The 24,455-nt window shown below is 62.9% G+C and carries 33 protein-coding genes and 1 pseudogene; 14 read left to right on the top strand and 20 right to left on the bottom strand.

Annotated elements, in window-relative coordinates; all coding sequences use genetic code 11:
* Positions 1-31: 31 nt before the first annotated feature.
* Both KX928_RS16025 and KX928_RS16020 read left to right on the top strand, forming a co-directional pair.
* Positions 32-178 (top strand): hypothetical protein, encoded by a 147-nt coding sequence (locus KX928_RS16025; protein WP_219504659.1) that lies wholly within the window; start codon positions 32-34, stop codon positions 176-178.
* Positions 166-1,035, top strand: coding sequence for a PfkB family carbohydrate kinase (locus KX928_RS16020; protein WP_219505088.1), 870 nt, complete (start codon positions 166-168; stop codon positions 1,033-1,035). The genes KX928_RS16025 and KX928_RS16020 overlap by 13 nt, the downstream gene beginning before the upstream one ends.
* A 178-nt stretch (positions 1,036-1,213) precedes the next feature.
* Here the strand turns inward: KX928_RS16020 and rpmE are convergent, their stop codons facing one another.
* Positions 1,214-1,435 (bottom strand): 50S ribosomal protein L31, encoded by a 222-nt coding sequence (gene rpmE / locus KX928_RS16015; RefSeq protein WP_219504657.1) that lies wholly within the window; start codon positions 1,433-1,435, stop codon positions 1,214-1,216.
* A gap of 11 nt (positions 1,436-1,446) precedes the next feature.
* On the bottom strand, positions 1,447-1,830 hold the full coding sequence (gene rplS / locus KX928_RS16010) for a 50S ribosomal protein L19 (protein WP_219504655.1): 384 nt from the start codon (positions 1,828-1,830) through the stop codon (positions 1,447-1,449).
* Between the two features lie 358 nt (positions 1,831-2,188).
* Between rplS and KX928_RS16005 the strand changes: the two genes are divergently transcribed.
* Positions 2,189-2,746: a hypothetical protein gene (locus KX928_RS16005; protein WP_219504653.1), complete on the top strand. Its 558-nt coding sequence runs from the start codon at positions 2,189-2,191 to the stop codon at positions 2,744-2,746.
* Here the strand turns inward: KX928_RS16005 and KX928_RS16000 are convergent.
* The 14 genes from KX928_RS16000 to KX928_RS15935 all read right to left on the bottom strand — a co-directional run bounded on the left by KX928_RS16000 (position 2,743) and on the right by KX928_RS15935 (position 11,107).
* Positions 2,743-3,042 (bottom strand): hypothetical protein, encoded by a 300-nt coding sequence (locus KX928_RS16000; RefSeq protein WP_219504651.1) that lies wholly within the window; start codon positions 3,040-3,042, stop codon positions 2,743-2,745. The two genes, KX928_RS16005 and KX928_RS16000, sit on opposite strands and share 4 nt — an antisense overlap.
* A gap of 130 nt (positions 3,043-3,172) precedes the next feature.
* Positions 3,173-3,964 (bottom strand): tRNA (guanosine(37)-N1)-methyltransferase TrmD, encoded by a 792-nt coding sequence (trmD, locus tag KX928_RS15995; protein WP_219504649.1) that lies wholly within the window; start codon positions 3,962-3,964, stop codon positions 3,173-3,175.
* Positions 3,965-3,968: 4 nt separating this feature from the next.
* Complete coding sequence (gene rimM, locus KX928_RS15990; RefSeq protein WP_219504647.1) at positions 3,969-4,475, bottom strand: ribosome maturation factor RimM; 507 nt, start codon at positions 4,473-4,475, stop codon at positions 3,969-3,971.
* Positions 4,472-4,615 (bottom strand): hypothetical protein, encoded by a 144-nt coding sequence (locus KX928_RS15985; RefSeq protein WP_219505115.1) that lies wholly within the window; start codon positions 4,613-4,615, stop codon positions 4,472-4,474. The genes rimM and KX928_RS15985 overlap by 4 nt, the downstream gene beginning before the upstream one ends.
* 90 nt (positions 4,616-4,705) lie before the next feature.
* Positions 4,706-5,098: a 30S ribosomal protein S16 gene (gene rpsP, locus KX928_RS15980; protein WP_219504646.1), complete on the bottom strand. Its 393-nt coding sequence runs from the start codon at positions 5,096-5,098 to the stop codon at positions 4,706-4,708.
* Positions 5,099-5,147: 49 nt separating this feature from the next.
* Positions 5,148-5,444, bottom strand: a complete 297-nt coding sequence (locus KX928_RS15975; protein ID WP_219504644.1) for a chorismate mutase — start codon at positions 5,442-5,444, stop codon at positions 5,148-5,150.
* A gap of 105 nt (positions 5,445-5,549) precedes the next feature.
* Entirely contained in the window at positions 5,550-6,155 is a 606-nt protein-coding gene (locus tag KX928_RS15970; protein WP_219504642.1) for a GNAT family N-acetyltransferase, read from the bottom strand.
* Positions 6,156-6,240: 85 nt separating this feature from the next.
* Positions 6,241-6,771, bottom strand: coding sequence for a GNAT family N-acetyltransferase (locus KX928_RS15965; protein WP_219504639.1), 531 nt, complete (start codon positions 6,769-6,771; stop codon positions 6,241-6,243).
* On the bottom strand, positions 6,768-7,400 hold the full coding sequence (locus KX928_RS15960; RefSeq protein WP_257883847.1) for a GNAT family N-acetyltransferase: 633 nt from the start codon (positions 7,398-7,400) through the stop codon (positions 6,768-6,770). The genes KX928_RS15965 and KX928_RS15960 overlap by 4 nt, the downstream gene beginning before the upstream one ends.
* Before the next feature lie 135 nt (positions 7,401-7,535).
* Positions 7,536-7,871, bottom strand: a complete 336-nt coding sequence (locus KX928_RS15955; RefSeq protein WP_219504637.1) for an NIPSNAP family protein — start codon at positions 7,869-7,871, stop codon at positions 7,536-7,538.
* Positions 7,868-8,407 (bottom strand): GNAT family N-acetyltransferase, encoded by a 540-nt coding sequence (locus KX928_RS15950; protein WP_219504635.1) that lies wholly within the window; start codon positions 8,405-8,407, stop codon positions 7,868-7,870. The genes KX928_RS15955 and KX928_RS15950 overlap by 4 nt, the downstream gene beginning before the upstream one ends.
* Positions 8,404-9,900, bottom strand: coding sequence for a signal recognition particle protein (gene ffh / locus KX928_RS15945; protein ID WP_219504633.1), 1,497 nt, complete (start codon positions 9,898-9,900; stop codon positions 8,404-8,406). The genes KX928_RS15950 and ffh overlap by 4 nt, the downstream gene beginning before the upstream one ends.
* 294 nt (positions 9,901-10,194) lie before the next feature.
* The gene (locus tag KX928_RS15940) at positions 10,195-10,917 is read right to left on the bottom strand and encodes an FAS1-like dehydratase domain-containing protein (RefSeq protein ID WP_219504631.1); all 723 of its coding nucleotides are present in this window, start codon (positions 10,915-10,917) and stop codon (positions 10,195-10,197) included.
* Between the two features lie 13 nt (positions 10,918-10,930).
* A complete protein-coding gene (locus KX928_RS15935) occupies positions 10,931-11,107 on the bottom strand; it encodes a hypothetical protein (RefSeq protein WP_219504629.1) in 177 nt (58 codons plus the stop codon).
* Between the two features lie 290 nt (positions 11,108-11,397).
* Between KX928_RS15935 and KX928_RS15930 the strand changes: the two genes are divergently transcribed.
* Positions 11,398-11,547: a hypothetical protein gene (locus KX928_RS15930; RefSeq protein WP_219504626.1), complete on the top strand. Its 150-nt coding sequence runs from the start codon at positions 11,398-11,400 to the stop codon at positions 11,545-11,547.
* A 206-nt stretch (positions 11,548-11,753) separates the two neighbouring features.
* Positions 11,754-11,975 (top strand): annotated as a pseudogene (locus tag KX928_RS15925) (SDR family oxidoreductase); the annotation flags it as partial.
* A gap of 707 nt (positions 11,976-12,682) precedes the next feature.
* Here the strand turns inward: KX928_RS15925 and KX928_RS15920 are convergent.
* Positions 12,683-13,261, bottom strand: coding sequence for an FMN-dependent NADH-azoreductase (locus tag KX928_RS15920; protein WP_219504623.1), 579 nt, complete (start codon positions 13,259-13,261; stop codon positions 12,683-12,685).
* Positions 13,262-13,397: 136 nt separating this feature from the next.
* On the opposite strand from KX928_RS15920, the gene KX928_RS15915 reads away from it, so the two are divergent.
* Positions 13,398-14,276: a LysR family transcriptional regulator gene (locus KX928_RS15915; protein ID WP_219504620.1), complete on the top strand. Its 879-nt coding sequence runs from the start codon at positions 13,398-13,400 to the stop codon at positions 14,274-14,276.
* Positions 14,273-15,205: a DMT family transporter gene (locus KX928_RS15910; protein ID WP_219504618.1), complete on the top strand. Its 933-nt coding sequence runs from the start codon at positions 14,273-14,275 to the stop codon at positions 15,203-15,205. Before KX928_RS15915 ends, KX928_RS15910 begins: the two co-directional genes overlap by 4 nt.
* A gap of 112 nt (positions 15,206-15,317) precedes the next feature.
* Here the strand turns inward: KX928_RS15910 and KX928_RS15905 are convergent, their stop codons facing one another.
* Both KX928_RS15905 and KX928_RS15900 read right to left on the bottom strand, forming a co-directional pair.
* On the bottom strand, positions 15,318-15,650 hold the full coding sequence (locus KX928_RS15905) for an ArsR/SmtB family transcription factor (protein ID WP_219504617.1): 333 nt from the start codon (positions 15,648-15,650) through the stop codon (positions 15,318-15,320).
* Between the two features lie 42 nt (positions 15,651-15,692).
* Positions 15,693-15,935 carry a hypothetical protein gene (locus tag KX928_RS15900; RefSeq protein WP_219504616.1) on the bottom strand — a complete coding sequence of 81 codons (243 nt, stop codon included), beginning with the start codon at positions 15,933-15,935 and terminating at the stop codon, positions 15,693-15,695.
* A gap of 109 nt (positions 15,936-16,044) precedes the next feature.
* Here KX928_RS15900 and KX928_RS15895 point away from each other — a divergent pair, with 109 nt between their 5' ends.
* The 6 genes from KX928_RS15895 (at position 16,045) to KX928_RS15870 (ending at position 19,707) form a co-directional block, all read left to right on the top strand.
* Positions 16,045-16,941 (top strand): LysR substrate-binding domain-containing protein, encoded by an 897-nt coding sequence (locus tag KX928_RS15895; protein ID WP_219504613.1) that lies wholly within the window; start codon positions 16,045-16,047, stop codon positions 16,939-16,941.
* A 203-nt stretch (positions 16,942-17,144) separates the two neighbouring features.
* Positions 17,145-17,477 carry an AtpZ/AtpI family protein gene (locus tag KX928_RS15890; RefSeq protein ID WP_219504612.1) on the top strand — a complete coding sequence of 111 codons (333 nt, stop codon included), beginning with the start codon at positions 17,145-17,147 and terminating at the stop codon, positions 17,475-17,477.
* 2 nt (positions 17,478-17,479) lie between these two features.
* On the top strand, positions 17,480-18,235 hold the full coding sequence (locus KX928_RS15885; protein ID WP_219504610.1) for a F0F1 ATP synthase subunit A: 756 nt from the start codon (positions 17,480-17,482) through the stop codon (positions 18,233-18,235).
* Between the two features lie 58 nt (positions 18,236-18,293).
* A complete protein-coding gene (locus KX928_RS15880; RefSeq protein WP_011567586.1) occupies positions 18,294-18,518 on the top strand; it encodes a F0F1 ATP synthase subunit C in 225 nt (74 codons plus the stop codon).
* 86 nt (positions 18,519-18,604) lie between these two features.
* Positions 18,605-19,132, top strand: a complete 528-nt coding sequence (locus tag KX928_RS15875; protein WP_219504608.1) for a F0F1 ATP synthase subunit B' — start codon at positions 18,605-18,607, stop codon at positions 19,130-19,132.
* A 5-nt stretch (positions 19,133-19,137) separates the two neighbouring features.
* A complete protein-coding gene (locus tag KX928_RS15870; RefSeq protein WP_219504606.1) occupies positions 19,138-19,707 on the top strand; it encodes a F0F1 ATP synthase subunit B in 570 nt (189 codons plus the stop codon).
* Positions 19,708-19,955: 248 nt separating this feature from the next.
* Here the strand turns inward: KX928_RS15870 and KX928_RS15865 are convergent, their stop codons facing one another.
* Positions 19,956-20,726 carry a FadR/GntR family transcriptional regulator gene (locus tag KX928_RS15865; RefSeq protein ID WP_219504604.1) on the bottom strand — a complete coding sequence of 257 codons (771 nt, stop codon included), beginning with the start codon at positions 20,724-20,726 and terminating at the stop codon, positions 19,956-19,958.
* 236 nt (positions 20,727-20,962) lie between these two features.
* Between KX928_RS15865 and smc the strand changes: the two genes are divergently transcribed.
* Complete coding sequence (smc, locus tag KX928_RS15860) at positions 20,963-24,418, top strand: chromosome segregation protein SMC (protein WP_219504602.1); 3,456 nt, start codon at positions 20,963-20,965, stop codon at positions 24,416-24,418.
* The last annotated feature ends 37 nt before the right edge of the window (positions 24,419-24,455 follow it).

Below are 24,455 nucleotides of genomic sequence, written 5' to 3'. Positions count from 1 at the left end.
TCTGAGGAAAGAATTCGGAAGGGAAAACGGCATGAGCACGGCCGAAGACCTACCGCGGGCACCGGAGGGAAAAGCCTTGTCCATCCGGTCGATTGTCACCAATGCGGGCATCGGGCTGGCGCTTGCACTAATGGTTTTGGCGTGGTTCGTCCTGCACCGCACTGAATTTGCTGGCTGATCTATGGCATCGGCAAAACCGAGGAGGCCGCGCGCCTCGGCGGGCAGCCGGTCTTCTGGTACAAGGTCGTGACGTTTTCCATCTGTGGGTTCACCGCGGGTACCGTCGCCATCATCTACATGGCCGGGCTGATCATTGCCTCTCCGATTGCTTATATCGGGTTTGAATTTGAGCCCACTGCAGCGGTGATCATTGGCGGCACCAGCCTGGGCGGCGGGCGCGGGTCGGTGATCGGCCTGTTGTCGGATGCTTTCGTAATCGGCGTGCTGGACAATGCGCTCACCCTCATTGGACTGAGCGATTTCAGGCGGCAGATGATCACCGGCATCGTGACCATGGGGGCCTTGGGTGTGGCCTGGAACATCGGCGGCTTAAGCGGACATATCGGGGCACCTGCGGTGGTGTCCATCGATACCGTCGCGGCGGGTGAGTGTTTCAACGGCGCCTGTGCATCTTGCATGGTGCGCGGCACTCGGGTGCAAGACGCCATCGCGCTGGCCGTGGACAGGCGCTTTCATGGCTGTCGGCCGGTCAGCACGGATCATGTCGCTGGCGCCGCGAAAGTCGCAATGCATCTGATCGGCCTTGGCCATCTTCGGCTTACCTATCATTGCGGCCCGCAAAACACCGAAGTGGGCCGTCAGCGGTTGCAGGGTTTCACGGCGCAATTCGATGCCCACAGGGCGACCGACCCGTTCTTGTTCCTGGGGACAGGAGAAGGCCATTCGGACGACAAAGGCGGTGAACAAATTGCGCGCGATATGAATACTTCGGTGCCTGGGCAGCATTCTGTTGCCGGATATGATGACATCACGCTGGCATCGCTGGTTGTGCCGTGCCTGACAGCGCTTGCTTAGCTTACACAGGCGCTTCAGTGTTGCAAATTCTGTGCGATGCTGAATAGAACCTGACGGATGCGCTGAGAGAGGGTGAACTGGTTGCAAGGGGATCGATGGCGCCGCCCGCACGGTGACCCGGCAATAAAAAAGGCCGCACCCGGCGGCGCGGCCCTTTTACGTGGCATGGATGGCAGGTTTAGAAACCCAGACCTGCATATTTGTTCTTGAACTTGGACACGCGGCCACCGGTGTCCATCAGGCGGGACGAACCACCTGTCCATGCAGGGTGCACAGAGGGGTCGATGTCGAGCGACAGCTGGTCGCCCTCCTTGCCCCATGTGGATTTCATCTGCACGATGGTACCATCGGTCATCTTGACGTCGATGATGTGATATTCGGGATGTGTATCGGCTTTCATCGATCAGGTCCTTACGCGCTCGCGCCCGATTTGGGCTTGTAATGGGTGTTTTCGGCGATCCGGGCGGATTTACCGCGACGGCTGCGCAGATAATAGAGTTTGGCGCGACGCACACGGCCACGACGCACGACGGTGATGCTGTCGATGTTTGTCGAATGCAGCGGGAACACCCGTTCCACCCCTTCGCCAAAGGAAATCTTGCGAACCGTGAAGGAGCCGGCGATGCCTTTGCCGTTATTGCGCGCGATGCACACGCCTTCGTAGTTCTGCACACGCGTGCGTGTGCCTTCGGTCACTTTAAATCCAACGCGGACAGTATCGCCGGCGCGGAAATCGGGAATGTCTTTCCCCAGAGCGGCGATTTGCTCCGCTTCAATCTCTGCAATCAGATCCATCTGATCGTCTCCTATGATGCTCGTGGTTTGCCCCACGAAGTTTTGCCGCGTCTCAGAGCTTCCGGCCTGTCGTCGGGTCCGCATGTCGCGCCCGCCGGGAGGGTTCAAACGTCATTCCTATTTTGCTGCCACTTCGGACGATTGGCGATGACAGAACAAGCGCCGGTTCCAATGCATGACAGGTCCGGTACCGCAAAAACGATTCCGAACCCGCGCGGTATAGGCGGGAAAGGCAGGCGGATCAAGGGCGTTCGGACGTCAATACTTTCTTAACGCGCATAACCCTAATCTTAACGCGCCCCAGCAATCCGGCCCGCAGTCTCATAACCGGGTCCTGTATTACAATCGGTCCCAGAGCATGCCAGACGCAAAAAACCACACGGCTGATATCACCGCAGAACAGGAAGACCGTGCCTTGTTCAAGACATATGGGGGGCCGATCGCCATCGAACTGGTTCCGCGCATGAACCGGGTACGGGCTGACACGCTTCTGATACGCGGTTTTTTCGACAATAATACAGAGATTACGGCGGTATTTTCCGGACGGCGCGCCCGCGAGACAGGCCCTTTGGAGGCGCAGCTGCAGTGGCTCGACAATCAGGCCAGACACGCCGCTGTTGCAGCGCGCAGGCCCGTTCCCGCCGCCGACATGATCCGGCTGCAGGTGCAGATCAAAGGCTGTTGGCGCCATGATTTCAGGCGGGACGATGAGGGTAACGAGACCCGTTCATATCAGCTTGTTGTGGCCCGCTGGGCGTTCACCAACCCAAGGGGAGAATTGCAGCAGTTTGGCGAACCGCCGTCCTTTGACACGCGGACGCGCAAGCGACCGAAGTCCTATATCCTTGGCATGCGTGAGATCGATGCGGTGCCTCAGGCGTCGCGTCACTTCCGGTCCGACCAGGAAACACCCTAGGTCATCTGCGCGAAGCGCTGCGGCAGGGCCCGTCTCAGAACGGCAATGGAAACTCGCGCCTCTGAATGCAGATGCGCGGCATCATCAAAAACCGGTTCGATTTTCCTGGGCGCATGGGACGCCGGGCGGTAGGCCGCGACAGGCGTCGGCGCGCGGTGTTCAGGCTGCGCGATGCATGTGGTTTGCGGCGCGGCCTCGCGCACATGGCGGGGTTCAAACCGCGTGAATTTTTTGACCGTTGGTGATACGCCGTTCGTGTGTTTTGACGCGTTTAGTGTGTTGAACAGTCTCAACATGTGACATCTCCCCAGATTTCCACCTCGGGTAGTGTCGTTGGCAATTTTGACGAAACTTAGTCAAATTGATCACGATTTGCGGCAATTCCTGGGCCAATTGCCGTTGACGTGCATGTCACCTGTCGCGGTGTCAGTCGTCCGCCCGCATCTTCTCCCACAGATCCGGGCGTCGCTTCTTGGTCAGCTCTTCTGATTCTGTGCGGCGCCATTTCGCAATTTCCTGGTGATTGCCGGACATCAAGACATCTGGAATGCCGCGGCCCTCCCACATGGCCGGACGGGTATATTGCGGATGCTCCAGCAGCCCGTTCGAATGGCTCTCTTCAACCATGCTGTCGGCGTTGCCAAGCACCCCCGGCAGCAGCCGGACCGTGGCGTCAATCATCGCCTGGGCGGCCAATTCGCCACCGGTCATGACGAAATCACCCATAGAGATTTCCATGATCCCGTAGTGGTCGAGCACCCGCTCATCCACGCCCTCAAATCGTCCGCACAGGATTGTCACACCATCGCAGCGCGCCAGATCGCGCGCCATCGCCTGATCGAACCGACGGCCGCGCGGGGACATGTAGAGGATTGGCCACTGCCCGCGCGCATGTTCCTGGGCGGCGGCGATTGCGGGACCGACGACATCGGCGCGCATCACCATGCCCGCACCCCCGCCTGCGGGCGTATCATCCACGTTGCGGTGTTTGCCGATGCCGAAACTGCGCAGATCATGCGTATGCAATTGCCACGCGCCCTCCTTCAGGGCTTTGCCCGTCAGGGACAACCCCAGCACGCCCGGAAACGCCTCCGGGAAAAGGGTCACCACCCGCACCTGCCATGCATCCGCGAGCGTTTCGTCATCGCTCATCAGCGAATGTGGCTTTGATGTCGGTCGGATGGATTTGCGGCCATGGGATCTGGGAGTGTCGGACATGCGCTCAGAACAACCCTTCCGGCGGGTCGGCGATGACGCGCGCGGTGGCCAGATCAACCGTTGGCACCGCAGTCAGAGTGAATGGCAGCAGCACCGTTTCGGATGACCCGGGACGCTGCACTTCGAGCAGATCACCCGCGCCGTGATCCAGAACCTGTTTCACCGTCCCCAGCACGACGCCACCCGTGTCAATGACCTGCAATCCGACGAGGTCAGCGTGGTAGTATTCGTCATCGGGCAGCGAGGGCAACTGATCGCGGCCTGCAAACAACTGCACACCCTTCAGGGCGTCGGCGTCTTCCTTGCTGGCAACCTCGGCGATACGGGCAGCGAACCCGTTCTTGATGCTGCGGATGATTGCGAGATGAAAATTGCGCGCGCCGCTTTCGTCGGTCAGCGGGCTGTAGGTTTCAATGTCTTCCGGCACCGCGCAGAAACTCTTGATACGCACTTCACCGCGCACCCCGTAGGCCCCGCCGATCGCACCCACGCATATTCTGTCTTCGCTCATTGTGCCCCCCTGCAAAGCCCGGCCAGCATGGTGCCACCGGCGGTCGCGCAGCTATCTGATATCCGGCTGCGTTCAAAAAGCAATCCGGCCATGAAAGCAATCACGATCACGATCAACGTGCGGATGGGTCGAAACAGCATGTGTCAGTCCCGTCATGAAGAAGGCGCCGCACCAGGGTCCGGTGCAGCGCCCTATGTGGCCCGCTCGGTGAGCCAGCGCAAGCTGTGACCTTACCCAGCGGTTTCTTCCGCCGGGGTGTCCTCGGCAGGGGCTTCCTCCGCAGGGGCGGCCGCTTTGGCGGCTTTTTCCTCGGCGCGTTCCTGTGCTTTCTTGCCGGGCGTGCCCTTGTTGGGGTTGTTGCGCTCGGCTTTTTCTTTCAGGCCAGCGGCTTCCAGCATGCGGGCCACGCGGTCGGTTGGCTGCGCGCCCTGACCCAGCCAGTGCTGCACGCGTTCCACATCCATTTTCACGCGGTCTTCGCTGTCTTTTGGCAGCAGCGGGTTGTAGGTGCCCAGCTTCTCGATGAAGCGGCCATCGCGCGGCATGCGGCTGTCCGCGGCGACGATACGGTAAAACGGGCGCTTCTTGGAGCCGCCGCGGGCGAGACGAATTTTCATAGACATTGTGTATTTCCTTTTGTGTTCAGTAGGTCAGGTGGTTTTTCGGCCACCGTTATTTTTGATGTTGATGGTGATGCTGAATGACTTCAGCGATGATGAAGTTGAGAAACTTCTTGGCGAATTCGGGGTCCAGATCGGCCCGGTTCGCCAAATCTTCGAGCCGTTCGATCTGCGCCGCTTCACGGGCGGGATCGGACGGGGGAAGGTCGTGTTCAGCCTTGAGTTTCCCCACGGCCTGGGTGTGCTTGAAGCGCTCGCCCAGCGTATAGACGAGGATCGCATCGAGCCGGTCGATGGAGGCGCGATGATCCCTGAGCACCTCTGCGGCGCGGGTGACGGCATCGGTCATGACGGGCCTCCCTGCCTGTAAACAGCGGGTATGACCGGCGTGCACAGGATGTGCACCGCCTGTGCACCGCCGGGGTGCCGCGACGAGTGTTGTGTCAGGGTCAGGTCAGTCAATGGCCCATCCTTTCGGTTTGAAGAGCGGATCGGCGTAGTGGCTGATCTCCATGTCGATGCCATGCGCCAGCTGCGTGCCATCGAGCGCTGCCGGTGACGGGTGGCGATAGACCGCATCGCTGCCGTCGATGGTCGCGGCATCGGCATCCTTGCGCGCCCCCAGCCGCTCGGCCAGCCGAATGCTGTCGAGGTTCTTGGGGTCGATGTAGCTGACGGCTGTCTCCCAGCCCTTCTGGTTGTAAAGATAATGCCGCACCGCATGGGTCGCCTCCAGCGCGTAACCCTTGCCTGCCCTGTCCGGCCAGATCACCCAGGCGATCTCCGCTTCGGGCCATTTGGCGGGTTTCCAGCCACCGGCCATGCCAAGGGTTTCGTCTGTTGTCTTGTCATGCACCATCCACATGCCGAAACCGCGGATCTGCCAATGGCCGATTTCGGCGGCATAGAGCATCCACGCCTCATAGGCGTTCAGCGGCCCGCCCATGAAGCGGGCGCGGTAGCTGGTGAAGGTCGCCTTGAAATCCGGGTAATCCTCGGGTTCCGGGCCGCGCAGGGACAGACGGGTGGTTTCCAGCGTCGGGATCAGTGCATCGGTCATCGCGCCACGCTCCCGTTGGTGCCCGAGGCAGGCTGCGGGAGCCTCCGGCGGGGATATTTTTGAACCAGAGAAAGGCGGGTCGGGGTCATTCTGTGGCCCCCTTCGGGCGGGGGTGGCGGTAGACCAGTCCCGGCGTTTCCGGCTTGGGCTGCACCGCCTCCGGGTCGAGCGTGGCCCCGAGCCGTTCGGCCAGCGCCACGGAGGCATGATTGTCAACCGCGATATAGCTGACGATCGTGTCCCATCCCAGCACGTGCCACGCGTGGTCGATGCAGGCCTCTGCCGCCTCGCGCGCGATGCCCTGGCCTTCGGAAGCGGCGTCAAACAGCACCCAGCCCACTTCTTTTTCGGGCCATCCGTGGGGATACCAGTGGCCGACGATCCCCAGCGGCGCATCAGAGCCCCTGCGGGTCACCACGAACATGCCAAAGCCGTGTATCACCCAATGGCCGATTTCGGTGCCGAAGAAATTCCAGGCCTGCCGGGGTGTCATCGGCCCGCCGGTGAACTGCGACCGTTCTGTGGCGTAGAACGCCATGAAGGTATCGACATCCGATGGTTTCGGGCCGCGCAGGATCAGGCGGTCGGTTTGCAGTGTCGGGGTGTCGAGCTTCATATCTCTGTCCCCGGTGCCGGATGGCGATAGACGAGGATATCGTCCTGCAGGGCGGCTTCGAGCTGCGGGTCGCGCGCTGCGCCGAGCCTTTCGGCCAGCAGGCGCGATCGGGTGTTTGCCGGCGCGATGGTGCTGACGAGCGAGGGCAGTTCGAGCACCGCGTAGCCATAATCGCGCGCCGCCAGTGCGGCCTCGCGGGCATAGCCCCGGCCTTCGGCGCTTGCCCGCATCATGAACCCGAGTTCGGGTTCGGGGTCGCCGGGTTCGAAGCCGAGCAGGACAAACCCCGCCACCGTACCGCCCGACCTGAGCTCGACCGTCCAGAGCCCGTGGCCACGCAGGGTCCAGCCTGCCACCATTTGGGTGAAGTCGTACCAGGCCGCCTCGCGCGTCGGGTCCTCGAGAATATGTTTGCCGCGGGCGCCGACGGTGATCTCGGCATAATGTTCGAAATCGCCGATATGCGGCGCGCGCAGGCGCAGGCGTCGGGTCTCCAGCACCGGCACGAGCGACTGGAACTGGGCGGCCAGTGTCGCGGCAGGGCCGATGGCGGGTGTTTCGCAGGGATAGGCTGTCATGCGGCCACCCCGTAGCGATAGGCGACGTTGGCGGCGGAGCCGTACCAGCAATGCGTGCGGTTCTTCCGCTGCTGCACGCCATCAAAGCGCGGCATCTGGCAGAACGCCCGGAGGGCCTGCATGACTTGGATGACATGGAGGCGCAGACGCAGGTGGTCCGAGGGTATGACGGGCGCGGTTGTCACGTTACATCAGGCCGAGATCTGCGGGGCTGGCGCCGTCCAGCACCGGGCGGGTGAAGGAGCGGTCGTAGCGACGGATGCATTGGGTTTCGGTGGCAAGGGCGTAGGCGGCCTTGCACTCGTCATCCTCCCACATGCGGGTGCGGTACGCCTCATAGGCCGCCAGCGACGGGAAGGAGAAGTGGCAGTAGGCGATGTCGTTCGGGCCCTCATGCGGCAGGTGATAGCCGTGGTGGGTGCCACCCATCTGCGGGATCTTGTAGATCCAGAACCGCGCATAGCGCTCGAAGGCCTCCAGCTTGCCGGGGTCGATTTCATAGCGGACGGTGCAGGTGATCATGCGACGTTCCTCGCGGGTTGGTGGCGGTAGATCAGAAGCTCGCCGAGGTCAGGTGCGGTGAAGCTGCCGTCGCGCGTGGCCCCCATGCGTTCTGCCAGCGCGTGGCTGCGGGTATTGTCCCGGAGCACGCAGCTGATGGCAGTGGACCAGCCCAGCACGGTGTAGGCATAGGCGCGCGCGGCCATCGCGGCCTCGAAGGCCACGCCCTTGCCCTCGGCGGCGGCGAAGACCGACCAGGCGATCTCCGGCTCGGGCCATGCGGGGGTGTTCATCAGCCCGACCACGCCGAGAGGGGTGTCATCAGCCCCGGTGACCATCCAGCGGCCGTAGCCTTCGATCTGCCAGTGACCGACCAGCCCGCAGAGGCTGTCGTGCGCCTGTTCGCGGGTGTAGGGCCCGCCGACACCTGCCGCCCGGTCAGAGCCACGGAACGCCGCATAGGCCTCGAAATCAGAGGGTTTCGGGGCGCGCATGACAAACCGTTCCGTCCGCAGGGTCGGAATGCGGATGAGGGTATGATCCTCGACCAACGTCATTTTTTCTTGCCGAACCCCGAGAGACCGGGAGGCAGCGGCATGCCGCCACCCATACCGCCCATGCCGCCGGGCAGCTTGCCGCCCATCGCCTTGGCCGCTGCCTCAAGCTGTTTGGGGTCCATCTGGGACGGGTCCATGCCGCCCTTGCCGAACATGCCTTTCATCGCCTGTTTCAGCATGCCGCCTTTGCCCATCTTGCCCATTTTCTTCATCATGTCGCCCATCTGGCGCTGCATTTTCAGCAGCTTGTTGAGCTCTGACACTTCCAGACCTGCGCCCTTTGCGATGCGCTTCTTGCGGGAGGCCTGCAGGATCTGGGGGTTGGCGCGTTCCTTTTTCGTCATCGACTGAATGAGCGCGATCTGGCGTTTGAGGATGGTGTCGTCGATGCCGGCGTTCTGCACCTGCTTGGCCATCTTGCCCATGCCGGGCATCATGCCCATCATGCCTTCCATCCCGCCCATCTTGAGCATCTGTTCGAGCTGCATCTTAAGGTCGTTCATGTTGAACTGACCCTTGACCATGCGCTTCATCATCCGCTCGGACTGTTCCAGTTCCAGCGTTTCCTGCGCCTTTTCGACCAGCGCCACTATGTCGCCCATGCCGAGGATGCGGCCGGCGATGCGTTCGGGCTCGAAGGTCTCGATGGCGTCCATCTTCTCGCCGAGGCCCACGAATTTGATCGGCTTGCCGGTGACCGCGCGCATCGATAGCGCCGCCCCGCCGCGCCCGTCGCCGTCCATCCGCGTCAGCACGACGCCCGAGACACCGATCTTGTCGTCGAATTCGGTGGCGACGTTGACCGCGTCCTGACCGGTGAGACCGTCGACCACAAGCAGGGTCTCGCGCGGGTTGGCCACGTCACGGACAGCGGCGGCCTGGGCGATGAGGTCGGCGTCGATGTGCAAGCGGCCCGCGGTGTCCAGCATGTAAACGTCGTAGCCGCCAAGACCGGCTTGCGTTTTCGCGCGCTTGGCGATGGCGACCGGGTCTTCGCCCTTGACGATGGGCAGCGTGTCGACGCCGATCTGCATCCCGAGGATGGCGAGTTGCTCCATCGCCGCAGGGCGGTTCACGTCGAGCGAGGCCATCAGCACGCGCTTGCCGTCGCGGTCTTTCAGGCGCTTGGCCAGTTTCGCGGTGGTCGTGGTTTTGCCCGAGCCCTGCAGGCCGACCATCAGGATGGGTGCTGGCGGGTTGTCGATCTTCAGCGCACCCGGCTCGCCTTCGCCTTTCAGCACGTCGATCAGCGCGTCATGCACGATCTTGACGACCTGCTGGCCGGGGGTGATCGACTTGGTGACCGCCTGCCCGGTGGCTTTCTCCTGCACCGCTTTCACGAAATCGCGCGCGACGGGCAGGGAGACGTCCGCCTCCAGCAGGGCCACGCGCACCTCGCGCAGGGCGGTTGCGACGTCCTCATCCGAGAGCGCGCCCTGTTTGGTCAGACGGTCAAAGACGCCGGACAGGCGTTCGGAGAGATTTTCAAACATGGGCCATAGCCCCTTTCGGTTCGGTTGCGGGATGACCCTGATGTAGGCACCACGCGGAAAATGCACAAATGCCCCCACGGGCGAAACTCGCTGGTGGGGGGCGATCCCGAAAGGCTCGGGACCGGAAGGCTTATGCTTCCGGATGTTGACCAGCGTTTAAAACGCGCGTGCGGGCGAGTCAAGCATTGCGCGGATGCTCAGGCGTGGTGTCGCCCTGTCTGATGTCGCGCAAGTCTCCGCCGGGCGGGACAAAGTGTTCAGTCTCTGCACCCTGTGCCAGCGTCCCTTGGCGTTTCAGCCCGCCTGTTGGCCGGACATTTCCCCTGACAGGGCGTGACGAGCCATCACCGCGCCCGGCACTTTGCTGGCAAAGATGACCAGCGCTGATGCCTGCAACGGGCCATGGATCACCAGGCCGGGAGAAAACGCGACCTCGCGCGCGCTGCAGGTCGTGGTGGATGTCAACGCAGAGTATCGAAACAAGGGGATCGGGGTCCCGGCAAACGGTTGATGAAATTCGGAGCGCGGCAGGTTTGCCGGTGCTGCCCTGGGCGCAGCCATCCGTGTCGCCATCTCGCGAAACGCAATGGTCTGCAAGTCGCGGAGCGCAATCCTGCCACGCGTTTCGTACTTGTGCAGGACGAACAGGAAACACACTGCGCCGGACGGTCCGGTCTTTTCCGTCGCATCCTTGATCGTGGATGTTTTTCGGAGGGTCGCCCCCGGCGTCAAGGCGCGCAGGAACGCGCCCTCTTCCCCCGCCCACATGCGGCGGGGCAGGAGGATCGGCGGCACAAAGCCACCATTGACCGGGTGCCCATCCATTCCAAGGCCGTCCTTGGATACCATCGGGGGAAACAGGCAGCAGCGCAGGCCGGTGACTGTCTGACCAACATCGGCAAGAAGGCCGCCGAATGTGGCTGCATAGCCTGAGAACAGCCGTGGCGTCACGATATCGGCGGGCGGCACATCCACCAAGCCGGACCATGCCGAAGGGTCGGGCGCGGAGGGTGTCATTTGGCACATTGTGTCAGGTCGCATTGGTATGTGTGCCCGGTTCCGGAACGGGTTTCGCGGCGACGTCTTTGGACCGGCCCGCGTGGCGCGGCGCGGGATTCGTCGCAAGGTCAGACACATCGGAATAGCGGCCAAAGGCGATACGGGCTGATGTGAGCCGAACCGTCACATCCGCCACCGGGCGGGCCAAACCGGCGGGTCACTTGGCCCGTGTCTTCATAGTGCAGCCACACCACGCTGATCCGCCTGCCGAACGCGGACCCGGACGTGATCACCAATGTGCTGACCACCAAGAAAGAAGGCATCGCGATTGCGACCGGAAGCTGGCCGGGCGGCACGCGGACCTGATGCAGTTCCCCGGCGCCGGCAACTGCATCAACATGCCGTCGCTGCCCATCCAGACCCGGGCGCCCTGGCTTGTGCTGGCGGCGATATGCTGTGCAAGGAATTGCGTAAGCTGGCACCGGGGCGCGCCTCTTCGTGTTGACAGTCGAGGCAAAGAACCTGCCGCGCTCGCTGCCGCCGCAGGATGCCACCTGCATCAAGACGCGTTTCCGCGTGCATCCTGGCCCGCTGGAATGGGAGCACCGTCACGAAACCCGTCCGATGGTTGAAACCGTCGTGATCTGAGACAGGACGATATGAGATTCGCAGCGAAAACCGCGGTGGCCACAGGGGCCGCGCAGCATATTGGATGCGCGACAGCCAAACGGCTGATCGCGGATGGCACACGGGGTGATCGCCACTGACGCCATCTCGCAGGGCGGCATGAACCAGGTGACGTCGACCGCCGCCGTCGCACCGCATGGCGCCCCGGTGTTGGCGTTGGTTCCGGCACCATCAGGACCGAGATGGTCAAAGGGGCGTTCATCTCGGACGCGGGCAATAAGGCGATCCTGTCGCGCGCACCGCTTGGCCCTTACGGGGCGCCATCTGAAATCGCCTCCGTTGTGTCCTTTCCGACAAGCGACGATGCGTCTTCCATCACGGGTGAAACGATCTGTCCGGACGGTGGCCGCCGGGTGCTGAACTACAGCGTTCCCATGGTGGAACAGTGACGTGATCGCGCGCGTCGAAAGCTTATCACCAGAGGGGATTGCGCCGTGCCGGTGTTGTGTAACATCCGATGCCTGAGAAGCTTGTGCAGGGGGGTTGCCGCCGTAAAGGGAAACCGCCAAGGCGCCGGGCCGGGGCTTGTGCCGCTTACAGCCGTGGATCTCGCCTGCGCAAACGCCGCCCGGACACCGGGAAACACTAAATCCTGACGTCAGGCGAGGCAGTCACCTCGCAATACTCAACCTCCGGATCCCATGATGGGAGTGGCTGTTGCGTCTTTTCAGGGACGACCGCCCGTGTCAGCAAGCCTGTTGCGCAGGTTTCGCGGAGGGGAGGTCGTCCCGGAAACACGTGGCAAGAAGCGCATACCCATTCTGCAACCGCTTGCGTGTCGGGCAGCACCCCGGTGACCGGGACGTTCCGCCATTTTCGCGGCACGCGGGCTTTTCAAGATGCCTTGCCCGGCTTGCAGCGATGGCACGCGAGGAACGAATGACCATGAAGGCTGGATCGGGATAAGCCGTGAGGTGGGCCTTAGGACCCCGCATTTGACCTTCATTTCACAGGGAACGCACTGTCGCGTTCTGCTGTGGCAGCCGCGATGCCCGGGGTCTGATGCCCACACGGCAGGACGGCCGCACAGCTCGGCTGGGGCGTGTCTCGGCAGTCCAACTCCGTGTGACGACTGTGGGCGTCGCGGGTCGTGGCTTCAGGCCGCAAGCGCGTCGATCTGCGCGTTGGCCTTGGCCAGCGCCTCTTCGGCATCCGCCATGGTTCTGTCAGCGGCGATGATTTCAACGTCTGTGATGCCGATGAAGCCCATGATGTGGCGCAGATAGCCCGATGCGAAATCGATCTCGGAGCCGACCTCGGTTCCGCCGGTGGCCAGCACGATCACCGCGCGCTTGCCTGTCAGCAGACCCTTGGGCCCGTTTTCGGTGTAGGCAAAGGTCACCCCGGCGCGGGCGATCAGGTCGATCCAGGCCTTGAGAGCGGCGGGGACGCCGAAGTTATAGACCGGCACCCCGATGACCAGCACATCGGCCGCCATGATTTCGCCAATCAGATCGTCCGAGAGCGTCAAAGCCTTTTTTTGCGCCGGCGTGCGGTCACCAGCGGGGGTGAAATTCGCGTTCACCCAAGTTTCATTGATTTGCGGCAGCGCATCTGTAAGGTCGCGGTAGATCACGTCACCGCTCAGCTTGGCGACTGTCTTGGCCGACAGGCTGCGGGTTGTCGATCCGGTATGGCGGGCGGAGGCATCAATGTGCAGGATAGTCTGTGTCATGTCAGAAGTCCTTTGAATGAAGTGAAGCGGGGTGCTTCGGTCATTCACAAATGGGGTATTGCATTTTCGAACTCAATAATGGATTTTAAACAGAAACTGTGCACATCCGCACATTTGATAAAACGGTTAAGACGGCATGGAAAACTGGGACGAGATCAAAACCGCCTATCAGGTCGCCCGGATGGGAACGGTCAGCGGCGCGGCGGATGTGCTGGGCGTGCATCACGCCACCGTCATCCGTCATATCGACGCGCTGGAGGGGCGGCTGGGCGTGAAACTGTTCCAGCGTCATGCGCGCGGGTACACGGCCACCGAGGCCGGGCAGGATCTGCTGCAGGTGGCCCAGGCGACGGACGATCAGTTCAGCCAGCTTGCCGGGCGGATCAAGGGGCGTGGCAACGAAGTGTCGGGCGATCTGGTGATCACCTCACTGATCAGCCTGGCACCGCGCATGGTGCCGCTGTTGTCCGATTTTCAGGCCCATTACCCCGACGTCGTCGTGCGGTACCTGACGGGGGAACGGTTGTTCCGGCTGGAGTATGGAGAGGCGCATGTGGCGATCCGTGCCGGCACGGCCCCGGAACAGCCTGACAACGTCGTGCAGCCTTTCCACCACCAGCATATGGGGCTTTATGCGACGCGCGGGTATCTCGCGGCCAACGGCACGCCGAAAACCATCGACGATTTTGCCGGTCACCGCTTTGTCGGCCATGACAGCGACAGCAGCCGCGCGCCGTTTAACCGGTGGTTGCGCGCCAAAATCCCCGCCGCATCGCTGACGTTCCGCTCCACCGACACGCATGCGCTTGAGGTGGCGGTGCAAGCCGGTGCGGGGATCGGCTTCATGTCGGTTATGGAAGCCCGCCAGAACCCGGATCTGGTGGAGGTATTCGAGCGGCAGGACGACTGGTCCGCCCCGCTGTGGCTGGTCACCCATGTGGATCTGCACCGCACGACCAAGGTGCAGGCCTTTCTGAGCTTCCTCAAGGAGAAGTCGAAAGACTGGGACGTATGACACCTGCACAGCAGGGCCATGCCGCGATGCTGGCGTTTTCGGCGCTGGTCGCGGGGTCATTCTCGCTCGGGGCGCAGGCCGCCAACCAGATCGATCCCGCCGCCCTGAACGCGGTGCGTTTCGTGATCGCCGCGGGGGTGATCGGCCTTGCCGCGCTGATGACGACGGGCCTGCCAAGGTCGGCGTTCCGCGCCCCCTGGCGCTATCTTTTGCTGGGCACCACCTTCGCGGTCTACTTCGTGCTGATGTTCGAGGGGTTGAAAACCGCGCCCCCTGTCAGTGCGGCGGCGGTCTTTACCCTGACGCCGGTGATGGCGGCGGTCTTCGGCTGGGTGCTGCTGCGCCAGATCACGACCCCGCGCATGGCGCTGGCGCTGGCGATCGGCGCCGTGGGCGCCCTGTGGGTGATCTTTCGCGCCGATCTTTCGGCCCTGCGCGCGTTCGAGGTCGGCCGCGGGGAGGCCGTCTACTTTGCCGGGTGCATCGCCCATGCCGTCTATACCCCGCTGGTGCGCAAACTGAACCGGGGTGAGCCGGCGTTTGCCTTCACCTTCGGCATGCTGGTCGCCGGTGCCGTGGTTCTGCTGATCTATGCCTGGCCGGAAATCGTGGCGACGCCATGGGCGACCCTCGCCCCGATTGTCTGGGTCACGCTGATCTACATCGCGCTCTTCGCCTCGGCGGCCACATTCGTGCTGCTGCAAACAGCCACCCTGCGCCTGCCAAGCGCGAAGGTCATGGCCTACACATACCTGACGCCCAGCTGGGTCATCCTGTGGGAGCTTGCCCTGGGCAACAGCGTGCCGGGGCCGGTGGTGTTCGGGGGCGTGGCCATCACCATCGTGGCGCTGCTGTTGCTGCTGCGCGATGAGACCGCGGCGATCACCCGGGAAAAGACGGCGGAACAAAACCTGCATCGCGTACGTTGATTTTCCGAGCAACGTAAGGAGAAGCAAAATGCGCAGTATTATTTATCTTGTCGGTCTTGTCGTGGTTGTGATGGCTGTGATCAATCTGGCCACCTGACTGCGGCGCGGGTGATCACTCGCCCTCTTCGGGCAGTTCGACGGCGAGGAACCTTTCAAATGCGTCGAGGTTCACCGGCTCGAACTGCCCGAAACCCTGCATCCAGACCGAGGCGGCGCGCATGGCGTCCGGCTCCAGCTTGCACCATTTGACGCGCCCCCTTTTTTCCTGAGAGATCAGCCCCGCGGCCGTGAGTACACCGAGGTGCTTGGATATGGCCGCCAGTGACATGTCGAATGGTTCCGCCACATCGGTCACGGCCATATCGTCTTCCAACAACATCGTCAGAATCGCCCGTCGCGTCGGGTCAGCAAGGGCTGCGAAAGCCTGATCGAGATCGCGTGTCATAGACCACAGGCATAGCGGCGATCCGACGCGGTGGGAAGGCCATCAGAGCCGTGACCTGTCCACGGATTCCGATGGCCAGACATGTTTCTGCTGATCGAGATAATGGTCGGGCAAGCCGATGTCGCGGGCCAGATGGGGGCTGATATGCTTGATATGCGTGTGTCTCGGTGCCGGTTTCATCCAGGCGAAAAGACGCCTCAACCAGCCCCGTGACGGTTTTGTACGTGTGTTTTCCACACAGCTTTCCTGGCCGCAGAAATCTGCGCTACTGGCATCATACGCCATGGCAATCACCTTACTTTACGGGTCTGTTGATATGAATATGGGCCATGTGGCGGGATGCTTCAAAGACAATTGCTTGACGAGACATGTGCAAAAAAAGCACAAGTAACCCATGTCGCGTAAACTGCCTCCGCTGAATGCCCTGCGCGCCTTTGAGGCGGCGGGGCGTCATGAAAGCTTTACCCGCGCCGCCGAAGAGCTGGGCGTCAGCCATTCCGCGATCAGCCGCCATGTCCGCGGGTTGGAGCACCGGCTGGGAGCGCAGCTGTTCCGTGATCTGCCCCGGGGCGTTCAACTGACGGCGGACGGGAAGGCCTATCTGGCGCGGATCATGCCAGCGCTTGACGTGATCAGCGAGGCGACTGAAGAGCTGGAGGCTGCCCCGGCGGGCCAGATCACCGTCAGCAGTGAAACGCTCTTTGCACAGCGGTTCCTGATCCCCCGGCTCCCTGAGTTCTACAAGGCCTGTCCGGAGATCGAAGTACGGCTGGACGCCTCGCAGTCCCTGGCTGATATCGAGCGTTATGAGGCTGACATCGCCGTGCGATTTCTGATCTCTGGCGGGGTTGATGCACCCTCTGACCTGCTGACCGATGCACTGCTCTACCCCTATGCCGCCCCGACGCTTATCCCGCGGGGTGAGATTGCCCCCGAAGACCTTTTGCAGTTCCGGCTGCTCAAGGATCGTGGCCGCAATGTCTGGCAGCAATGGTTCGAGGCCGCAGGGCTTGGCGGGGAGGCCATCACCGAACCGCGCTGGCGCATGCGCTCCACCCTGGCGATCGAGGCGGTGATCCATGGCCATGGCGTTTACCTGGGATCGGCGGAATGTGTCGATATGGAGTGCCGCATGGGCCGCCTGATACGATGCTCGGACGTCGGTATCCGGTCGGGTGCGTACCACCTGGTATATGGCAGCCGCGGTGTTCGTCGAAGGGCGCTGCGACAATTCCGCAACTGGCTGCTGGAGGAGACCAAACCCTTTCGCGGTTCCGGCGCGCCGGGGTAAGTTCAACCGATTGGTTGAATGAGGGCGCGTGCGGATTTTGCCACTATCGTGGCTGCGTCAGGATGACACCACTGTCACGACTTGCCATTAAAATACAATAAAAACAACAATCTGCTCGGATTCCGAGGGCGGGTCGGCGCCTGTTGACTCACACCTTGCCGCGCAATAGCACAGGGGCAACCTTCCACAAGGGAGTTGAGCGTGTGACTGATCCCGACCAAAAGCAGCGAATGGCGCAGCTGGAGGCCAAGATCGACGCCGCGAAACAGGCGCAGGCGCCGAAGCCCCGGGTGGATGAGCACTACTCTCAGGCGCAGCTTGCCTGGCGGATGGTGATCGAACTGGTGGCCGGTCTCGGGATCGGTTTCGGCATCGGATACGGGTTGGATGTTCTGTTCGGAACCTTGCCCATCTTCATGGTGCTGTTTGTGATGCTGGGTCTGGCGGCGGGGGTAAAAACGATGCTCCGCTCCGCACAGGAAATCCAGAAAAAGAAGCTGGCCGAAGAGGCCGAAACGCGAGACGAGGGAGCCTGAGAATGGCGACAGAAGCAAAAGGCGAAGAAGCAGGACTGGTGTTCCACCCGATGGACCAGTTCATCATCAAGCCGCTTTTCGGTGACGGCGCCATCACGTGGTACACGCCGACGAACGCGGCGCTCTGGATGGGTTTTGCGGTCATCGCCGTGATCGTGCTGATGCTTCTGGGCAGCTCCAAGCGGTCCATCATCCCGTCGCGCAGCCAGTCGGTCGCCGAGCTTGCCTACGGGTTCATCTACAAGATGGTGGAAGACATCTGCGGCAAGGAAGGGGTGAAATACTTCCCCTACATCATGACGCTGTTCATGTTCATCGTCTGCGCGAACTTCCTTGGCCTGATCCCCACGGCTTTCACGCCCACATCGCACTTTGCAGTGACGGTGGTGCTGGCGATGGCGGTCTTCCTGACCGTGACGATCCTTGGTTTCGTCAAGAACGGTGCCGGGTTCCTGAGCCTTTTCTGGGTGTCCTCGGCCCCTTTGGCACTGCGGCCGATCCTTGCGATCATCGAGCTGATCTCCTACTTCGTGCGCCCCGTCAGCCACTCCATTCGTCTGGCTGGCAACGTCATGGCCGGTCACGCGGTGATCAAGGTTTTTGCAGGCTTCGCGGTCATCACGCTGGTGAGCCCGGTGTCGGTCGTGGCGATCACCGCGATGTATGGCCTGGAGGTCCTTGTGTCCTTTATCCAGGCATACGTCTTCACCATTCTGACATGCGTGTACCTCAAGGACGCGCTTCATCCGCATCACTAATTCGGGCGATTTTCACACCCGTCCAAATACTCAACTTCCAATCGTAAGGAGAATTCACATGGAAGGCGAACTCGCACACATCGGCGCAGGTCTGGCAGCTATCGGTTCTGGTGCCGCGGCTATCGGGGTTGGTAACGTTGCAGGCAACTACCTGGCAGGCGCGCTGCGCAACCCATCTGCCGCGGCAAGCCAAACCGCTACACTCTTCATCGGCATCGCGTTCGCCGAGGCTCTGGGCATCTTCGCCTTCCTCGTCGCCCTGCTGCTGATGTTCGCCGTCTAAGACCCCTAGAGACGACATTCCTTACGGTCGGGCGGCGGTGATCACATCGCTGCCCGATGTAACGGGCCGCCTCAAAGGAGACCGACATGGCAACCGAAACAAACAGCGCTGAAGCAGCTTCCGCACCGGGCATGCCGCAGCTCGATTTTTCGACTTGGGGCAACCAGATTTTCTGGCTGGTCATCGCATTGATCGCGATCTACTTCGTGTTGTCGCGCATGGCGCTGCCCCGCATCGCTGCCATTCTGGCGGAGCGTCAGGGCACCATCACAAGCGATCTGGCGGCGGCCGAAGACCTCAAGGTCAAGGCGCAGGAAGCCGAGGCCGCCTACGACAAGGCGCTGGTCGATGCCCGCGCCGAGGCACACCGCATCGTCGGTGAAGCAAAAGCAGAAATTCAATCCGATCTGGACGCGGCGATTGCAAAAGCCGATGCCGAGATCGCGGCCAAGGCCGCTGAATCCGAGAAAGCCATTGCGGAAATCCGCGCCGGAGCTCTGGATGCGGTGAAAGAAGTGGCCGCCGATACCGCCAAGGAAATCGTTTCGGCGATGGGCGGTAAAGCCGACGCCAAGGCGATCTCGTCCGCCGTTGGCGCCCGGTTGAAAGGATAAGCGACATGCGCAATTTCACCCCCCTTCTGACCGTGGCCTTTGCCGTCGGCGCCGCCAGCCCGGCCTGGGCTGCGAAAGGACCGTTCTTTTCGCTGGGCAATACCGATTTCGTGGTCCTGCTGGCGTTCTTGCTGTTCATCGCGGTGCTGGTCTATTTCAAGGTGCCCGGCCTGCTGGGCGGCATGCTGGACAAGCGCGCTGACGGCATCAAGTCGGAACTGGAAGAGGCCCGTGCCCTGCGCGAAGAGGCCCAGACATTGCTGGCCAGCTACGAACGCAAACAGCGCGAAGTGCAGGATCAGGCGGACCGCATTGTCGAAGCGGCCAAGGAAGAAGCCCGCACTGCAGCTGAGCTGGCGCAGGCCGATCTTGCATCGTCGCTGGAGCGCCGCATCGCCGCTGCCGAAGAGCAGATCGCAAATGCTCAGGGCGCTGCGGTGAAGGAAGTGCGCGATCAGTCGGTGGCCGTGGCCGTGGCGGTCGCCCGTGACGTGATCGCCAAGCAAATGACCGCCGCGCAAGGCAACAGCCTGATCGACGGGGCCATTGCCGAGGTGGATGCCAAGCTTCACTGAAGAACCGCGACAAAAGCGCTTTTTGAAAACCCCGGATCACCACCGGGGTTTTTTGCTGCGTGATCGCCCATCAGAGGCCCTGCCGCGTTGCCATGGACCGAAGCCCGCGGGGCAGAGCGGCAGTACGACCATTAGCCTTTGTTGGATCGGGACAGACAAACGCCAGCGCGCCTGTGTTGCGGCGTGCGCCCGGCGTGCCGCTGATCACCGCCGCCCGGCTGCGGGCTGCGCGCAGTGAACGTCGGAGGTCAGCCCTTGGCGACCTCGTGATCCAGCCGTTGCTGCGCGACCTCCTCGTTCCGCTCGGCGGTGATCTGATCGTTCAGGCAGGTCTCCACGTAGCTCAAATGCGCTTCGACGGCCTGGCGGGCCGCTTTTGGATTCCGCTGTTGCAGGCTGTCGTTGATCGCGCGGTGCTGGTCGAGCAGCAGCCCCCGCGTCGCGCGCTGCCTGAACATGACCTGCCGATTGTAGAACACGCCCTCGCGCAGCAACTGATACATCGAGCGCATCATATGCAGCATCACGACGTTATGGCTCGCCTCGATGATCGCCATGTGGAACTGCGCATCAAGCCGGGCCTCATCGTCGGGGTTTCGCTTTGTATGGGCGGCTTCCATCTTGTCGAACACGGCCTGAACGACGCGCAGATCCGTCTCAGAGGCAAGCCGTGCGGCGCGCTCCGCCGCCAGGCCTTCCATGTCGCGGCGGAATGACAGGTAGTCAAACACCGCCTCATCATGGCGCGCGAAGAGCTGCACGAGGGCAGGTGAAAAAGCCGACCCGAGGACATCTGCCACGTAAACGCCCGCGCCCGCCCGTGCCGTCAGCAACCCCTGATCCTGCAAGGTGCCGATCGCGTCTCTCAGGCTTGGGCGCGAGACGTTGAGCCGTTCCGCCAGCTCCCTCTCCGCTGGCAGACGCTCGCCCGGACGCAGAATGCCGCGCAGGATCAATTGTTCGATCTGGCGCACGACGGCTGTCGACAGTTTCTCGGATTGTACCGGTCGGAAGGGCATCGCTTCACCTCATTGGTCAAATTATATGACCACTCGCCCGGGCGGGTAAACTCTTTATTGAGCAGGGCCCGGGCAGCTTTATGCCGAGCGGTCCATCCCGTGCCGATCACCCTGTTGCATCGTCAATATCTTGTGGATAACTGCCTGGAGGCCCCACGTTGTTGGGTGTTTTGGTTGACTTTCGCCCCCTCTGCCCTTCACGCTGCTGAACCAAAGGAATCATCGAAAGCCCCATCTTGCGCTTTTCCAAACTCAGACTGACAGGCTTCAAAAGCTTCGTTGACCCCACTGATCTGATCATCGCGGATGGTTTGACGGGCGTTGTGGGGCCAAACGGCTGTGGCAAGTCAAATCTGCTCGAAGCGCTGCGCTGGGTGATGGGCGAAAACCGGCCCACGGCCATGCGTGGCGGCGGGATGGAAGACGTCATCTTTGCCGGGGCTGCCACCCGCCCGGCACGGAATTTCGCCGAAGTGGCGCTGCATCTGGATAATTCGGAGCGGCTGGCGCCCGCCGGGTTCAATGATCACGATCAGCTGGAGATCGTGCGCCGCATCACGCGCGACGTGGGCAGCGCGTACAAGGTAGGCGCCAAGGATGTGCGGGCGCGCGACGTTCAGATGCTGTTTGCCGATGCCTCTACCGGGGCGCACAGCCCGGCCTTGGTGCGTCAGGGTCAGATCGCGGAGCTGATCAACGCCAAACCCAAGAACCGGCGCCGTATCCTCGAAGAGGCGGCGGGTATCAGCGGGCTGTATCAGCGGCGTCACGAGGCGGAACTGAAGCTCAAAGGTGCTGAAACCAATCTGGCGCGTGTCGATGACGTGATCGAGCAATTGGCCAACCAGCTGGCGCAACTCGCGCGTCAGGCACGCCAGGCCGCACGCTACCGCGAGATCGGTAACGAATTACGCCGGACCGAGGGCATGTTGCTCTATCGTCGGTGGCGGGAGGCGGATGATGCCCGCGCGGCGGCAGAGGAAAACCTGCGCGCTCAGGTGACCGCCGCGGCACAGGCGGAAACGCTGGTCCGGCAAGCCGCCAAAACGCGGGAAGACGCGGAAACAGCACTGCCGCCCTTGCGCGAGGAAGAGGCGATTGCCGCAGCCGTGCTTCAGCGCCTTACGGTGGAGCGCGACGCCCTGACCGATCAGGAGGCGCGCGCGCAGGCGCTGATCGAAACCCTGAGCGGCCGGATTGCGCAACTGGGTCACGACATCGACCGCGAGGGGGGGCTGAACCGGGATGCCGGTGAGACCATCGAGCGGTTGGAATGGGAAGCGGCGGAACTCGCCAAGGCCGCCGAGGGTCACGAGGACAGGCTGGCGGAGGCGGCAGAGGCCGCCCGGGAGGCGGCTGCCGTTCTGCAAACCCGCGAGGGGGAGATGTCGCAGCAGACCGAGGATATGGCACGGCTTTCGGCCCGTCACGGCTCTGCGCAACGCTTGCTGGAGGACAGTCGCAAGACCCTGTCCAAGGCGGAGGCCGAGGCGATCCGGGCGCGGGAAGCCGTCACCGTCAGCCAAGCCGCCCTGACGCGTGCGGGACAGGATTTTGCCGAGGCCGAAGGGGCGGAGGCGGAGGCCGTTGCCACGGCAGAGAAAGCGGAAGCCGCGCTGCTTGAAGCCGATGAGGCCCGCGCTGAGACGCAAGCGCGCGAGGCGGAGGCGCGGGCGCAGCGGTCCGAGGCCGAGGGCGAGATGAATGCGCTGCGTGCGGAGGCGGGGGCGCTGTCCAAGCTGGTGGCGCGCGATACCGCGGAAGGCGGGCAAATCCTTGACCAGTTGCATGTCAAGCCCGGGTACGAAAAGGCGCTGGGTGCCGCGTTGGCGGATGATCTGCGGGCGCCGGAAGTTGCGGCGGACGGGCCGTCCGGCTGGGCCGTTTTGCCCGCCTATGACCAGCATCAGGCCTTGCCCGAGGGGGTCAAACCGCTGTCGCTGTTCGTCGATGTGCCCGGCGTGCTGACGCGTCGCATGGGGCAGATCGGGCTGGTGGACCCGGATGACGGCCCGCGCCTGCAGGCGGCCCTCAGGCCCGGACAACGTCTGGTATCGCCCGAAGGCGACCTGTGGCGATGGGACGGTTTCCGCGCCTGGGCCGAGGACGCGCCGTCGGCGGCCGCCCTGCGGTTGCAGCAGCTGAACCGTCTGGAAGAGTTGAAACAAAGCCTCGAAGCCGCGACACAGCGCGCCGAGGGGGCGAAGGCGGCGCATGATCTTCTGGGCGCGCAGCTTGCTGAACTGACCAAGGCCGATGCCATGGCGCGCGAAGCCCGCCGGGCCGCGGACCGGCTGGTGGCGGAAGCAGGCCGCCGCCTGAGCCGCGCCGAGGCGGATCGCAATCTTGCGCAGGGCAAGCTGGAATCCCTCGGGTTGGCGGTGGCGCGTCACGAGGAAGAAGCGATGAATGCGCGCACCCAGTTGAAGGAAGCCGAGCGCGCCCTCGCAGACCTGGGTGACCTCACGGAGGCCCGGGACATGGTCGAAGCGGTGCGCATGGCGGTGGAAGCGGCGCGGATCACCATGATGTCGCGCCGGTCCGGGCACGACGAGCTGCGCCGGGAAGGCGAGGCGCGCACACGGCGTGTGCAGGAGGTCACCAAGGAGGTCAGCGGCTGGCGGCACCGGTTGGAGACCGCCGAGAAACGCAGTGCCGAGCTGGTGGACCGCAAGACCGCAGCGGAGCGCGAGCTGGAAAACGCCAGCGCCGCGCCGGGGGAGATTGCGGCCAAGCGTGCGGAAATGGGCGACGCGATCACGGTGGCCCAAGCCCGCAAGGCGCAAAGCGCCGACGCATTGTCGACTGCCGAAGGGGCGCTGCGCGAGGCGACATCGGCGGAGCGGGACGCGGAGCGGCTGGCCTCGGAAGCCCGCGAGACCCGCGCCCGGGCCGAGGCGCGCAGCGATGCGGCGCGTGAAACAGTGGCGGCGGCGGCGGAGCGCATCGCGGATGAAAACCAGGTGACACCAAGCCAGTTGCTGGCGCAGCTGGACGCAACACCCGATCACATGCCCGGTGCCGACACGCTGGAAGCGGATGTCAACCGGCTGAAACGGCAACGGGATGCCCTTGGTGCCGTGAACCTGCGTGCCGAGGAAGACGCCCGCGAAGTGCAGACGGAACACGACACGCTGACCAGCGAAAAGGCGGATCTCGAAGAAGCGATCAAGACGCTGCGGGGCGGTATCGCCAGCCTGAACCGCGAAGGCCGGGAGCGGCTTCTGACCGCCTTCGAGCAGGTCAATGCCAACTTCTCCATGCTGTTCACGCATCTTTTTGGCGGTGGCGAGGCCAACCTCGTGATGGTCGAAAGCGATGATCCGCTGGAGGCCGGGCTGGAGATCATGTGCCAGCCCCCGGGCAAGAAGCTCTCCACCCTCAGCCTGCTGTCCGGCGGCGAGCAGACCCTGACCGCGATGGCATTGATTTTCGCAGTGTTTTTGGCCAACCCGGCGCCGATCTGTGTGCTCGACGAGGTTGACGCGCCGCTGGACGACGCAAATGTGACGCGCTTTTGCGATCTGTTGGACGAGATGTGCCGCCAGACGGAAACGCGGTTCCTGATCATCACGCACCACGCGGTGACAATGTCCCGCATGGACCGTCTGTTCGGGGTCACGATGGCCGAGCAGGGCGTCAGCCAACTGGTGTCGGTCGATCTGAAGAAAGCAGAAACGCTTGTAGCTTGAGGCTCGCGGCCTCTTCACCGGATCGTGCGCGGTGCCC

The sequence above is a fragment of the Roseobacter insulae genome (assembly GCF_019375555.1).
In the GTDB taxonomy this organism is placed as follows: Bacteria; Pseudomonadota; Alphaproteobacteria; order Rhodobacterales; family Rhodobacteraceae; genus Roseobacter; species Roseobacter insulae.
This window is presented reverse-complemented; position numbering and strand designations above follow the sequence as displayed.